The organism is Sphingomonas bacterium, from assembly GCF_028289855.1.
Taxonomy (GTDB): Bacteria; Pseudomonadota; Alphaproteobacteria; order Sphingomonadales; family Sphingomonadaceae; genus Sphingomonas.
In genome coordinates this window covers 34124-47227 of the sequence record NZ_JAQGKZ010000016.1, presented here as the reverse complement: position 1 = coordinate 47227, position 13104 = coordinate 34124, and the positions used below count along the sequence as shown (strand labels likewise).

General features: G+C 65.5%; 13 protein-coding genes. 7 read left to right on the top strand and 6 right to left on the bottom strand.

Annotated elements, in window-relative coordinates; all coding sequences use genetic code 11:
- Positions 1–150: 150 nt before the first annotated feature.
- Positions 151–771: a S24 family peptidase gene (locus JWM94_RS01200; RefSeq protein WP_299420088.1), complete on the bottom strand. Its 621-nt coding sequence runs from the start codon at positions 769–771 to the stop codon at positions 151–153.
- A gap of 92 nt (positions 772–863) precedes the next feature.
- Here JWM94_RS01200 and JWM94_RS01195 point away from each other — a divergent pair, with 92 nt between their 5' ends.
- Entirely contained in the window at positions 864–1046 is a 183-nt protein-coding gene (locus JWM94_RS01195; protein WP_299420104.1) for a hypothetical protein, read from the top strand.
- Positions 1043–1333, top strand: coding sequence for a hypothetical protein (locus tag JWM94_RS01190; RefSeq protein WP_299420085.1), 291 nt, complete (start codon positions 1043–1045; stop codon positions 1331–1333). Before JWM94_RS01195 ends, JWM94_RS01190 begins: the two co-directional genes overlap by 4 nt.
- Here the strand turns inward: JWM94_RS01190 and JWM94_RS01185 are convergent.
- The gene (locus JWM94_RS01185; RefSeq protein ID WP_299420082.1) at positions 1330–2208 is read right to left on the bottom strand and encodes a hypothetical protein; all 879 of its coding nucleotides are present in this window, start codon (positions 2206–2208) and stop codon (positions 1330–1332) included. The genes JWM94_RS01190 and JWM94_RS01185 overlap by 4 nt on opposite strands.
- The gene (locus JWM94_RS01180) at positions 2208–3452 is read right to left on the bottom strand and encodes a TIGR04063 family PEP-CTERM/XrtA system glycosyltransferase (RefSeq protein WP_299420079.1); all 1245 of its coding nucleotides are present in this window, start codon (positions 3450–3452) and stop codon (positions 2208–2210) included. Before JWM94_RS01180 ends, JWM94_RS01185 begins: the two co-directional genes overlap by 1 nt.
- Positions 3453–3538: 86 nt before the next feature.
- On the opposite strand from JWM94_RS01180, the gene JWM94_RS01175 reads away from it, so the two are divergent.
- The 3 genes from JWM94_RS01175 to JWM94_RS01165 are packed head-to-tail and all read left to right on the top strand — an operon-like array spanning position 3539 to position 6122.
- A complete protein-coding gene (locus JWM94_RS01175; protein WP_299420077.1) occupies positions 3539–3667 on the top strand; it encodes a hypothetical protein in 129 nt (42 codons plus the stop codon).
- The gene (locus tag JWM94_RS01170; protein WP_299420100.1) at positions 3667–5034 is read left to right on the top strand and encodes a putative O-glycosylation ligase, exosortase A system-associated; all 1368 of its coding nucleotides are present in this window, start codon (positions 3667–3669) and stop codon (positions 5032–5034) included. Before JWM94_RS01175 ends, JWM94_RS01170 begins: the two co-directional genes overlap by 1 nt.
- On the top strand, positions 5031–6122 hold the full coding sequence (locus JWM94_RS01165; protein ID WP_299420073.1) for an acyltransferase: 1092 nt from the start codon (positions 5031–5033) through the stop codon (positions 6120–6122). Before JWM94_RS01170 ends, JWM94_RS01165 begins: the two co-directional genes overlap by 4 nt.
- 97 nt (positions 6123–6219) lie before the next feature.
- On the opposite strand, the gene JWM94_RS01160 is transcribed toward JWM94_RS01165, so the two are convergent.
- Positions 6220–6771, bottom strand: coding sequence for a type 1 glutamine amidotransferase domain-containing protein (locus tag JWM94_RS01160; protein WP_299420069.1), 552 nt, complete (start codon positions 6769–6771; stop codon positions 6220–6222).
- Between the two features lie 110 nt (positions 6772–6881).
- Here JWM94_RS01160 and JWM94_RS01155 point away from each other — a divergent pair, with 110 nt between their 5' ends.
- Together JWM94_RS01155 and JWM94_RS01150 are read left to right on the top strand one after the other, a co-directional pair.
- Positions 6882–7883: a DNA topoisomerase IB gene (locus JWM94_RS01155; protein WP_299420066.1), complete on the top strand. Its 1002-nt coding sequence runs from the start codon at positions 6882–6884 to the stop codon at positions 7881–7883.
- Between the two features lie 10 nt (positions 7884–7893).
- A complete protein-coding gene (locus JWM94_RS01150; RefSeq protein WP_299420063.1) occupies positions 7894–9111 on the top strand; it encodes a mechanosensitive ion channel family protein in 1218 nt (405 codons plus the stop codon).
- Here the strand turns inward: JWM94_RS01150 and JWM94_RS01145 are convergent.
- Entirely contained in the window at positions 9108–10037 is a 930-nt protein-coding gene (locus JWM94_RS01145; protein WP_299420058.1) for a DUF2167 domain-containing protein, read from the bottom strand. The two genes, JWM94_RS01150 and JWM94_RS01145, sit on opposite strands and share 4 nt — an antisense overlap.
- Before the next feature lie 50 nt (positions 10038–10087).
- Positions 10088–13081, bottom strand: a complete 2994-nt coding sequence (gene putA, locus JWM94_RS01140; RefSeq protein ID WP_299420055.1) for a bifunctional proline dehydrogenase/L-glutamate gamma-semialdehyde dehydrogenase PutA — start codon at positions 13079–13081, stop codon at positions 10088–10090.
- Positions 13082–13104: the final 23 nt, after the last annotated feature.

Below are 13104 nucleotides of genomic sequence, written 5' to 3'. Positions count from 1 at the left end.
GCCGGCGGTTTCCTTATTGCGATAGGGCTGACCGTCGGCGCCGTCCTGGGGATGACGCGGGGGAACGCGCTGATGTGGCTGTTGATCGGCGCGCTCGCCGGCGTCGCCGCCGCGGTGGTAATCTGGTTGGTCGACCGGCGGCGTTGAGCCTCACTTCAGCGAGCGCGCCAATCTTACCACCCGCCCGATAATCTCCGCCCGATCCGCGCGCACCGGCGCGATGGGCGGGGCGGCGGGATTGTCGCTGGCGATGCGAAGCTCGAGCCCGATCCGCGCCACTCGCTTGACCAGCAGAGCGCCATCGAGCCGCAGCACGAACAGCCCGGGCCGCGACGACAATCGCCGGTCGCCGGTATCGACGAACAGTGCATCGCCGTCATGGATCAGCGGCTCCATCGAATCCCCGCGTGCGGTGATCATGGTCAGCGCGTCAGGCGTCACGCCTAGCCGCGCAGCGACTCGCGGGTCGATGCGCTCCTCGCCGATTGCGCGGTCGTCCTCGACCAGCCCGCCCGGCCCGGCCGCGGCCTGAGCATCGATCCGCCGCACCGCCACCATCCCGACATCGCGCTGCGGCGCGCCGAGCAGGCCCTCGTCGATCCCGAAGAACGCCGCGAGCCGCGCCCGCGCCTCCTCGTCGAGCCGCTTGGGCGACCCGCGCTGGACGAACTGCTGCAGATAGGCCGGGTTGCGCCCGATCATCCGCGACAGCGCCGCCAGGCTGGTGCCCATTTCATCGGCCATCGCCGCCACCGTTTGCCGCGCGTCCATCGTCAGCACCATAGTCGTAGGAAATTTCCTAGACAAGTTGGATTTTGGAACAGAACAAGAACTTATTCGAGCGAATCGAGAAGGGCTTGGCAATGCATATCGGGCGGGAAGTGGAACGGTTTTTGCGGCGGACGGGCATGCCCGCGACCAAGTTCGGGCGGCTCGCGGTCAACGATCCGCGCTTCGTGCTCGACTTGCGTAACGGGCGCGAACCGCGTTCGTCCACTGCCGTTCGCGTAATCGACTTCATCGTCGCGCAGGGGTCGCCGCGATGACGCCGCTCATGCGCGTAGGGGTGCGACTTTTGCGACGTTTGGCGGCGGAGCGGTCGCTGAACGTCACGATCGACGTGCTGGGAGAGCGACCTTGGGCATCGGCGCTGTTCGTCGGGACGCGGCTGACGATCGCGGTCGAAAGCGCCGATGACGAGCGGCTCGACGAATGGCTTATCGCGTTGCCCGACATGGACTTGCCGTTGTCCGGGCATTTCGTCGCGAGTGCGGAGTTGGTAGAACGCCGAGCCAACGCTGCGACGATCGAACTGCTGCTGATCGAGGGCTAGCCGACCCGCCGGGCGAGCGCGCGGAGTGCGTCGAGCGTTTCTTCGAGCGTTTGCTCGCGCTCCGGCTCTGCTTCGGCGGCGGGTTCTGGCTGGCGCTTGGCGACGCCACGCTCAAGCCGCTCGAGCAAATCGTGGATAGTCGCTTGCGGCAGCGGCTGTGACGGTTCGTTGTCCGGTGCGACCGCCAGGCCGAACGTTTCGATCCGCTCATGCGGCGCGAAGCGCGGCGCGGAGACCGGGGTCAGGACCGGCGCTTGCGGCGCAGGTTCCGGATCGGGCAGTTGCGCGGAGGTCGGGGCCAGGACCGGCGCTTGCGGTGCGGGCTCGGGATCGGGCAGCGGCGCGTCGGTCGGCGTGCGATACGCGGCGATCGGCGTGTCGAGATCGGCGGGCACGTCGCACGCCTCGACCACGAAATGCGGCACGATGGCCGGCACGTCCGCTTCTTCCACGACCGGCTCGGCCTTCACGTCAAGGAACGGCGTGCCAAGGTCGCGATTGGCGAACACCGGGCGGCGCGGCGGCGCATCGGGATGCGCGTCGGCGCGGCGTAGCACGGGGACGCCATCCTCAGGCGTTGCGCGATTGAGCAAGACGGTGCGCGCGCCCAGGATCAGGAACAGCCCGAACCAGATAACTCCCCCGGCAGCGAGCGCAGCGAAGAAGGCGACGGCCAGCCGCGCGGTCAGCCCGAACGGCGGCGCGGCGGCGGTCAGCATCGCGGCGACGCCGCTGTCCATCGCCATGTCCTCGATCACCACGATCGGCATGAGCAGGAACGCGACCGCAACCAGGCCCGCGGCGACGATTCCCGCGGCCGGGGCAATCGGCACCGCGACCGGCGAGCGGCGGGCGAAGAGCGCGCCGAGGGACATCAGGTGCTGGCGACGGTTCGTGGCAAACATGCGGGATCCGATTTCCGAGCGTCGATAAGTCTTTGGTAAACCGGGGCGTAACGCGAAATGTTTGACGACCAGTTACGATCGCGCTCGACGAAGGCCCGCGCCCTCGCTCGACGGGCGTCCCAGCCGGTGCGGTCGGCGAACAATCCGGCCACCGCGCTCGCAATCGCGTCAGGGCTGTTCGGGGCAAACAGCGTGCCGGTATCGCCGTCGCGAATCAGTTCGCGATGCCCGCCGACATCCGACGCCGCGACCAGCCGCCCCTGCGCCATCGCTTCGAGCGGCTTGAGCGGGGTGACCAGATCGGTCAGCCGCATCTTCTTGCGCGGATAGGCGAGCACGTCGATCAAACTGTAATACCGCTCGACCTGGTCATGCGGAATACGCCCGACGAACCGGATCGCGCCCGCGACCGGCGACGCGGCGGCTTGCGCGCGGAGCGCCTGCTCCATCGGTCCGCCGCCGACGAGCAGCAACTTCGCGTGGGGCCGCGCGGCAACGAGCGCGGGCATCGCCGCGATAAGATCGTCGAGACCTTCATAGTCGTAGAAGCTACCGATGAACCCGGCGACATCGTCATGCTCACCCAGCCCCAAGTCGGCGGCGAGCGCGGCATCGCGCGGCAATGGCTCGCCGAACAAGGTCAGATCGACGCCGTTGGGCGACACCATGATCCTGGCCGGGTCGATCCCGCGCGCCACCAGGTCGCCTTTCAACCCCTCGCAGATCACCGCGACGGCATCGGCGCGGCGGACCGCGCGCGTCTCCAGCCATTTGGTCGCGCGATATTTGAGCGACCCTTCGCTGCCCGTGCCGTTGCCGACCGCCGCATCTTCCCAGAAGGCGCGGATTTCGTAGAGCACCGGCACGCCGAGCGCATGACCCGCGCGCAATGCCGCCATCGCGTCCATCACCGGCGAATGCGCGTGAATGACGTCGGGGCGGAAGTCGCGCGCGACCTCTGTCACGCGCTCGGCCAGTGCCCCGATTTCGCGCCACTCGCCGATCACCGGGAGCGATTCGCCGGACGGTTCGGTGCGATAGAAATCGAGTCCGTCAACCGTCTCGGCGGCCACAGCGCTCAAACCGTGCCGTGCCCCGGTCACCGCCGCGACCTTCCACCCGCGCGCGATCTGCGCCTTCAGAATGGCGCGCGTGCGAAAGGTGTAGCCGCTCTGCAACGGCAGACCGTGGTCGAGGACGTGGAGGATGCGCATCGTTAATAACCTCTGCCACGCCAGTGTTTAACGCAGCGTCAACCCGGGGTCGCTAGGCAAAGCGGGAGACAGGCGGACACGGGCCAATGATCGACAATTTCGCGCTGGCCGTAAGCCATGGACTGATGCTGCTCGCGGCATGGTTCCTGCTGCGCCGCCGCGACCTCGACGACGAGCGTCCCGAGCCTCCCGAAAAACCGTTCAAGCGCCCATGATCCACGATCTCGCCTTTGTCGGTTATCTGCTCGCGCTGATGGGGCTCGCGCTGCGGCGCCCGTTCCTGTTCATCCTGACCTATGTCTATATCGACATCGTCTCGCCGCAGCGGCTGACCTATACCCTGCTCAATACGGTGCCGATCTCGCTGATCGCGGTCGCGCTGGCGGTCGCGTCCTGGGCGGTTGTCGATCGCAAGGAAGACACGCGCATCGCACCGCGCCAGTTGCTGATCGTGCTGCTGCTCGGGTGGTGCGCGGTGACGACGATGCGCGCCGACTTCCCGATGGAAGCGCTCGATAAATGGGATTGGGTGTGGAAATGCCTCGCCTTCGCCGCGTTCCTGCCGCTCACGTTGCGCACGCGGTTGCGGATCGAATCGTTGCTCACCTTCATGATCCTGTCGGCGGCATCGATCATCATTGTCGGCGGGATCAAGACCGCGGCGGGCGGCGGCGGCTATGGCTCGCTCGACTTGATGGTGACCAACAATTCGGGGCTGTACGAGGGATCGACGATCTCGACCGTCGCCATCGCGATCATTCCGACGATCCTGTGGCTGGGCAAATACGGCACGATCTTCAAGCGCGACTGGAAGGTCAAATTGTTCACCGCCGCGCTGGTCTTCGCCTGCCTGCTGATCCCGATCGGCACCTCGACCCGCACCGGCTTGCTGTGCATCGGTCTGCTCGCGCTGCTGCTGTTGCGCGATGCCAGGCGCAAGTTTCTCTACCTCGGCATGATCGGCGCGCTCGGGCTGGTCGCGGTGCCGTTCCTGCCCAAGTCGTTCACCGACCGTATGTCGACGATCCAGACCTACCAGCAGGACGAATCCGCCGCGACGCGGGTCGCGGTGTGGAAATGGACGTGGGAATACGTCAAGCTGCACCCAATGGGGGGCGGCTTCGAAATGTACCGCCAGAACCAGATCCGCTACGACATCGTGAAAGCGGATGGGGTCGCGGGCAACGCCAAGCTCGACACCACGCTGACCACCGACCGCGCGCGTGCATACCACTCGGCCTATTTCGAAATGCTCGGCGAACAGGGCTGGCCGGGCTTCCTCCTGTGGATGGCGATCAGCCTGACCGGGATCGTGCGGATGGAAGTGATCCGCCGCCGCTACCGCAAGGCGCCCGAGAAGGAAGCGTGGATCGCGCCGCTCGCCGGGGCGCTCCAGGCGGGGCAGATCCTCTACATGCTCGGCGCGTGCTTCATCGCGATCGCGTTCCAGCCGTTCATGTTCATGATGATCGGCGCGCAGATCGGGCTCGACACCTACCTGAAGCGCAAGCGTGCGGAAACGTCGTTCCGGCCGATGGGACGCCGCAACCGCTCGACCGATCCCCAACCGGCGCTGGCATGACCGGGCAGCACGAACTCCGCGCGCTGACCAGCGCACGCGGCGTCGCGGCGTGGATGGTGGTGCTGTACCACATCCGCTTGTCGGTCGCGGGGTTGCCCGAGGCGTGGGTGCATGTCTTCGCCAAGGGCTATCTCGCGGTCGATTTCTTTTTCCTGCTGTCGGGGTTCGTGATCTGGCTGAGCTGGGGGGCGCGGCTGCGCAACGATGGCTGGCGTGCGGTGCCGGCGTTCCTCCAGAAACGCGTCGCGCGGATCTGGCCGCTGCATCTGTTCGTGCTTGGCGGCGCGGTCGCGCTGGCGCTGGCGCTCGCCGCCGCGGGACGGCACGACCCGGTCAAATATCCGTTCGGCGAGCTGCCGCTGCACGTCTTCCTGCTGCAGAATTGGGGCTTCACCGCCAAACTGGCGTGGAACGACCCGGCCTGGTCGATCAGTTGCGAGCTCGCCGCTTATCTCGCTTTCCCGTTGCTGGTGCGCGCGGTCGATTGGCGCGCGTTGCCGAGCTGGTTGGTCGCCGGCGTGGCGGCGGCTTTCCTCGTGATACTCGCCGTCGTGATGTCCGGCGAACCGACCCTCGGCCACGACATCGCGCGCTTCGGCCTGGTCCGCTGCCTGACCGAATTCGCCGCAGGGAGCGCGATTTGCGCACTGTGGCTGCGGTGGAAAGAGGCACCGTCGACTCCGGCCTATGTTGCATTTGGCGGTAGCGCCGTCGCAATGATTGCGTGGGCGTTTGGCGTGCCGGAGACATTGGCGGTGCCGTTCGCCTTCGCGGGCCTACTGCTCGGCCTATCGCTAACCTCAAGCATGCGCGGCAACCCCCTCGACTGGGCGCCACTGCATTATCTCGGCGAGATCAGCTACGCGACTTATCTCTCGCACTTCATGCTGTTCGTGGTGTTCAAGCTCGCCTTCGTCGACGACGCGCACGCGATCCCGCCGGTGCTGATCGCGCTTTACTTGGCGCTGGTGCTCGGCTGCTCGGTCGCGCTCTATCACCTTGTCGAGCGGCCAGCGCAGAAGTGGGTCAATGGGCTCCACCTGCGGGGAAGGCGCGACGGCCAGCCAAATCTCCTGCCGTCATCCTGAACTTGTTTCAGCATCCATCGTGCAACAAGCGAAGCGCCACCTGCGGCGCGTTGGATGCTGAAACAAGTTCAGCATGACGGACTGAAGGAGCTGCGCGTTAAGCGTCCGCCAGTTCCTCCGCCAACGCATCGATGATCGCCCGATTGAACGCCGGAATATCGTCGGGCTTGCGGCTGGTGATCAGCTTGCCGTCGACGACCACCTCCTGATCGACCACATCCGCCCCGGCATTTTCCAGGTCGGTGCGGATCGACGGCCAGCTCGTCACCTTGCGCCCGTCGATCACGTCGGCCTCGACCAGCAGCCACGGCCCGTGACAGATCGCCGCGACGATCTTGTCGTCGTCCATGAACTCCTCGACGATCTGGATCGCGCGGCCCTGCAACCGCATCTTGTCCGGGTTGCCGACCCCGCCGGGGATGACGAGCGCGTCGAATTCCTCGGTATCGACATCGCGCAATGTCATGTCGGGCGTGATCGTGTCGGCCTTTTCGCCAGCCTTCTCGCCCTGGATCGGCTCCCTCTCGATCGACGCCAGCGTCACGGTCGCGCCGGCATCGATCAGCGCCTGGCGCGGCTTGAACAGTTCGTCGTTCTCGAAACCGTCGGTCGCGATCATCAGCACGCGGGCGTTTTTCAGGTCGGCCATGGTCGAAGCTCCTTGGGGATTGTTCGCCCCTCCAACCAACGCCGCCGCGCCGCGTTCCGGAACGAAGCGGTGAGCCGCGCATTTCCGAAGGCCTAGCGAAATGGAGCCGTATGACCCGATTAGTCTATAGCGACGACAGCCAGCCCGGCATCGCCCGGAAGAAGGTACGGCATGGCTGGGGCTATTGGGACGCCGAGGGCAAGCGCATCACCGACCGCGACGAGATCGAGCGGCTGAACGCGATCGGCCTGCCGCCCGCCTATGAGAATGCCTGGTTCAGCCCCAAGCCGCACGGCCATATCCAGGCGGTCGGCTGGGACGCCAAGGGCCGCAAGCAATATCGCTATCACGTCGATTTCCGCAGTCGCAAGGAAGGCGAGAAATATGACCGCTGCGCCGCATTCGGCCGCGCGCTGGCCAAGCTGCGCGCGCAAGTCGATCTCGATCTGAAAACGCGCAGCCACAGCAAGGAACGCACCGTCGCGGCGATCGTGAAGCTCCTCGACATCGGCTATTTGCGGATCGGCAACGAAGTCTATGCGCAGACGAACAAGAGCTTCGGTGCGACGACGCTGCGCAACCGTCATGCCAAGGTCAGCGGCAGCACGCTGAAGCTTCAGTACCGCGCCAAATCGGGCAAGATGAAGCTGCTGGCGATCAGCGACGGCAGTCTCGCGCGGTTCGTCAAGAAATGCCAGGATCTGCCCGGCCAGCAGCTGTTCCAATATGTCGGCGACGACGGCGAACCGCATCCGGTCACTTCGTCCGACGTCAACGATTATATCCGCGAAGCGACCGGCGCCGACTTCACTGCGAAGCATTTCCGCACCTGGGGCGCGAGCGTGCTGGCATTCGAGGCGCTGGCCAGCGCGGAGGGCGATATCGGGCTTAAGACGATGCTCGAGCCGGTGACCGAGGCGCTCGGCAACACGCCCGCCATCGCGCGCAAATCCTATGTCCATCCGGCGCTGATCGAACTCGCCAAGAACGGCCAGGCGAAATTTCGCGAGAAGCTCGCCCTGCCGCGAGAGACGCGCTATCTCGACCGTTACGAACGCGGCTTGATCGCGTTCCTGGAGGCCGGCGCCAAGCCGCGCCGCAAGGCAGCCTGAAGAGAGTTCGATGACCAACACTATTGCGACCCACCCGGCCGCCGACCTGCGCAGTCAGGCCGGCGAATTCTACGATTCGGCCACGGCGTGGTTCGCCACCCACTGGCTGCAAATCCTGATCGCGGTCGGCGCCGGGATTGTGCTCTTCCTGGCGCTGCACTTCGTGAAAAGCCTGGGCAAACGGCTGTGCGCACGCGACGTCTCGCACACCGGTTGGGGCACAGTGCTCGGCCGCGCGCTGGCCAAGACCAAGAACTTCTTCATCGCAATGGCGGCCGCAAAGATCGTCGTCAGCGTCGCGCAATTCGCCGCCGCTCCAGAAGGCGTGGTCGCTGCGGTCAACTTCCTCTTCACCATCGCCGCAGCGTTCCAGGGTGCGATCTGGATACGCGAGATCATCCTGGGCACGATCGAACACCGCACGTCCGCCAGCGATTACCATGGCGAAGCGCTGGTCAACGCGATGGGTTTAATCCGCGTGTTCGTGACGTTCGTCATCTTTGCCATCGCGTTCGTGCTGATGCTGTCCAATTTGGGCTATGATGCGACCGGGCTGATCGCCGGCCTCGGCGTCGGCGGCATCGCCATCGGCCTGGCCGCGCAAAGCATCTTCGCCGATCTGTTTGCGGCGATCGCGATCATCTTCGACCGCCCGTTCAAGAAGGGCGATGCGATCACCTTCGACAAGTCCGCCGGCACGGTCGAATCGATCGGCATGCGATCGACCCGCATCCGCGGCACCGCCGGCGAAGCGCGCATCATCGGCAACAAGAAGTTGCTCGACAACGAAATCGTCAACAACACCCAGCGCGAATTCCGCCGCATCATCTTCACGCTCGGGGTTGTTCAAACCACGCCGATCGCGGTGATGGAAATGCTGCCCCACCTGCTCAAGGACATCGTCGAGGATCACAAGGGTACGTTCGTTCGCGCCGGATTCGTCGCGTTCGGCGCGCAAAGCTACGACTTCGAAGTGCAGTTCGATTCGCACAGCGCCGCGCTGCAGGACATGTTCGACCTGCGCCATTCGGTCGGGCTGGCGATCATTCAGCGGTTCAACGACGATGGCATCGCGCTGGCCTATCCGACCCAGATCGGCCTGACCGCCGAAGAAGCCGGATTGATTCAGCCCAAGCGCGCGAAGAAGATCAAGGACAGCAACGAAACGATCGCCAAGCCCCCTTCATCGGGTGACCGATCATCGTCGGATCAGGAGGGCGGAGCCTAGCCCTCCAGCGTGTCGCTCTTGCGGCGGAACAGCTTCCTGAACCAGCCGGCGATCGCCGCGCCGGCCACAGCGAAGATGACGAGGAATTTCTTGCCGAAGAGCAGGATCAGCCCGAGGAACCCGAGCTTCTTCGCCACCGCCACGCCGACCCCGAGCCCGACCAGTCCGGCCAGACCATAGCCCGCCGCCTTGTCGGTGCCCGAGTTATACTCGGCATAGGTTGCGCCGCTGGTGAAGGTTGCGACCTTGCCGAAATCCTGCGCGGCGGCGCGGACCTCGTTCAGATGCGGCATGTCCCACAACATGTTCATGCTCAGCACGCCCTTCCGCCCGAGAATGCGGACGTCGTAATTGAGCGTATCGACCGGCACGCCATCGAATCTGAGATCTCGCGCCCAGATCAGCGAATGATTGGCCTTGTCGTACGATGGCGGCTGCGCCCAGCCGACGAGGTGGATCGCCTTGTACCCGCCTTTGACTCGCTCGGCATTGTTGTCCGCCTCGCCCGACTGCATGTCGGTCAGGATCTTGTCGTAATCGGCGCTGTCGGCATCGTCGTCGGTGACATATCCGCTGTCGTTGAACGTGATCACCGCGCCCCAGGCGTTGTCGAACACCGTCTTGCCCGCCGGAATCACCAACCCGAGCACGCCATCGGCTTCGCTCGGCGGATTGCCCCAGACGTCGACCAGCACCTTCCTGGCCTCGTCGGCGCCGAGGAAATAATATTGGGTGCCGAGGTGGAGCACCGCGCCTGCGGCCGGGATGGCCACGTCGCCGGTCTGCTTGTGCAGACCCTTGTCGAACGTCGCCTGCTCGCCCGACATGGCCGGCGCCGTCGCGGCTGGAGCGTCGGCCAACGCGACGTGCGCAGGCATCGTCACTGTGGCGAGCGCCAGCGCACTTGCGATCACCATCTTCCGCATTGTCGTCAGCCCCCTGATCGAATCACCGTCGCTCGACCCGCAAAAGGCCGTCAAATCCCGCCTTCGTCAAGGCTGAGCAGCGTCGCGTTGCCGCCCGCGCTGGTCGTATCGACCGACACCGCGCGTTCGGCGATGAAGCGGTAGAGGTAATGCGGACCGCCCGCCTTCGGGCCGGTTCCTGACAGCCCTTCGCCACCGAACGGCTGGCTGCCCACGACCGCGCCGATCATCGAGCGGTTGATGTAGAGATTGCCGACCGCTGCTTCCGCCTCGACGACGTCGCCGGCGCGCGCGATGCGGCTGTGGAGCCCCATCGTCAGGCCATACCCCTTGGCGTTGACCCGCGCGATCGTCTCCGAAAGCTTACCCGCGGGCCAGGTCGCGACGTGGAGGATTGGGCCGAACCATTCGGCTTGGAGGTCCTCGATCGCGTCGAGCTGGATCAGCGTCGGTGGGACGAACAGGCCGCTGGCGGGCGCATCGAGCGTCTTGATGACCTTGCCCTTGGGTGCGGCGCGATACGTCATCAATTTGTCGTAGGCCGCCTGGTCGATCACGGGTCCGACATCGGTTTTGGGATCAGCCGGATCGCCGAGGACCAGCAAGTCCATCGCGCCCTTGAGCATCTCGATCGTCGCGTCGGCGATGTCCTCCTGCACCAGCAACAGCCGCAGCGCCGAGCAGCGCTGCCCCGCCGAGCGGAACGAAGAGGTGACGACGTCCGCGACCACTTGCTCAGGCAGCGCGGTAGAGTCGACGATCATCGCATTGATTCCGCCGGTTTCGGCGATCAGCGGGACGATCGGGCGGTTGTCGTCCTCGAGCAGCGACCGCGCGATCTTCTTCGCGGTGGCGGTCGATCCGGTGAACGCGACGCCCATGATGCGCGGGTCGGCGGTCAGCGCCGCGCCGACTTCCGGGCCGCCGGGGGCGAGGATCAGCGCGTCCCATGGAATGCCCGCCTCGTGGGCCAGTTCCACAGCGAAAGCAGCGACCATCGGTGTTTGAGGTGCAGGCTTGGCCACGACGGTGTTGCCCGCCACCAATGCGGCTGCGGTCTGCCCAAGGAAAATCGCCAGCGGGAAGTTCCATGGCGCGATCGTCGCCCAGACGCCGCGACCATCGAGGTGCAGCGTATTGCGCTCACCGGTCGGCCCGGGGAGCTCGATCGACTGGAGTCCGGCGCGCGCCTGTTGCGCGTAGTAGCGGCAGAAATCGGCTGCCTCGCGCACTTCACCAACCGCGTCGGGAATCGTCTTGAACGCTTCCTGCACGCAAATCGCCATCAGCTTTTCGCGATTTTCCTCCAGCAGATCGGCCAATCGCTCGAGCATCGCCGCACGCTGATCAACGGGTGTCGCGGACCAGCGCGGAAAGGCCGCGTACGCCGTTCCAATCGCCGTTGCGACACCCTCAACACCCACTGGCAACGCTGCCGCAGCCAAGCTCGCTTCGGGAGCGAGTGGACTATCGGCAGAAACTTCCCGAGCGACGCCCGCCAACACATCCCGATCGCTCAAATCGATCCCGCTCGAATTCTTGCGGTCGCCGAACAGATCGATTGGCAACGGAATGCTCGGATGCCGCGCGCCGCCAACCGCGGCGATCTTCTCGACCGGGTCGGCGAGAATTTCCTCCTCCGACAAATTCTCGTCCGCCAATTGATGCACGAAGCTCGAGTTCGCCCCATTCTCCAGCAGCCGCCGCACCAGATACGCGAGCAAATCGCGATGCCCGCCGACCGGCGCGTAGATGCGGCAGTGATAGCCCTGATCCTGCACCAGCCGCTCGTAGAGACCGTCGCCCATGCCGTGGAGGCGCTGGAATTCGAAGTCGCGGCTGTTGCCCGCCCATTCGATCAACGTCGCGACGGTCAGCGCGTTGTGGCTGGCGAACGCCGGGCGAATGTTCTTCGCGTCGAGCATGTCGCGCGCCACGGCGAGGTATGACACATCGGTCGCCGCCTTGCGCGTGAACAGCGGATAATCGGCGAGGCCCTCGACCTGCGTGCGCTTGATCTCCGAGTCCCAGTACGCGCCCTTGACCAACCGCACGTTCATCAGCCGGTCGAGATTGTTCGCCCATTCGATTACCGGCCGCGCGCGCTTGCCGTACGCCTGCACCGCCATGCCGAACCCGTCCCAGCCCTTCAGGCTCGGCAACGCGGCAACCGCTCCGATGATGTCGAGGCTCATCTCCAGCCGCTCGGATTCCTCGGCATCGACCGTCAGCGCGATATGCTTGCCCGCCGCCTGCACCGCCAGCGCTTCGAGCATCTCGGTCAGCGCCGGCACGCAGCGGTCGTATTGCGCGACCTCGTAGCGCGGGTGGAGCGCCGAGAGCTTGACCGAGATCGAATGTCCCGCCGCCGGATCGCGCCCGACCGCGTCGATCGCGTCGGTATAGGCGTTAAAATAGCGCGCCGCGTCGGGGATCGTCCGCGCCGCTTCCCCCAGCATGTCGAAACTGGCAGTGAAGCCGCGATTGTCGGGCTTGCGCATCCGCGCCATCGCTTCGTCGATCGTGCGGCCCATGACGAAAATCTCGCCCATCATCCGCATCGCCGCGCCGACGGCCTGGCGCACGAACGGCTCGCCGGCGCGGCTAATCAGGCGGCGCAGTGGTCCTGCCTCGCCCTCGCCGACCAGGACGCGGCCGACCACCAGCCCCCAAGTCGCGATGTTGACCAACGACGAATTGCTCTCCCCCGTATGCGCGCGCCAATCGGCATCGCCGAGCTTGTCGGCGATCAGCAGATCGGCGGTTTCGGGATCGGGGACGCGCAGGAACGCCTCCGCCAGCGACAGCAAAGCGATGCCCTCCGACGAATTGAGCCGGTATTCCTGCAGGAACTGGTTGACCCATCCCTTGTTCTGCGCCGCGCGCAGATCGGCGAGCAGTCCCGACGCATGGCCCATCACCCGCGCGCGCGAGTCGGGGGTCAGCGCGGCGCGCGCCAATAACGGCTTTAGAATATCCGGTTCGGGGGCACGGTACTGCGCGGCCATGATTTTACGAGCGGATGACGTAGCGTCAGCGGTCATTTTCCGGTTTCCGGTCTAGCGAG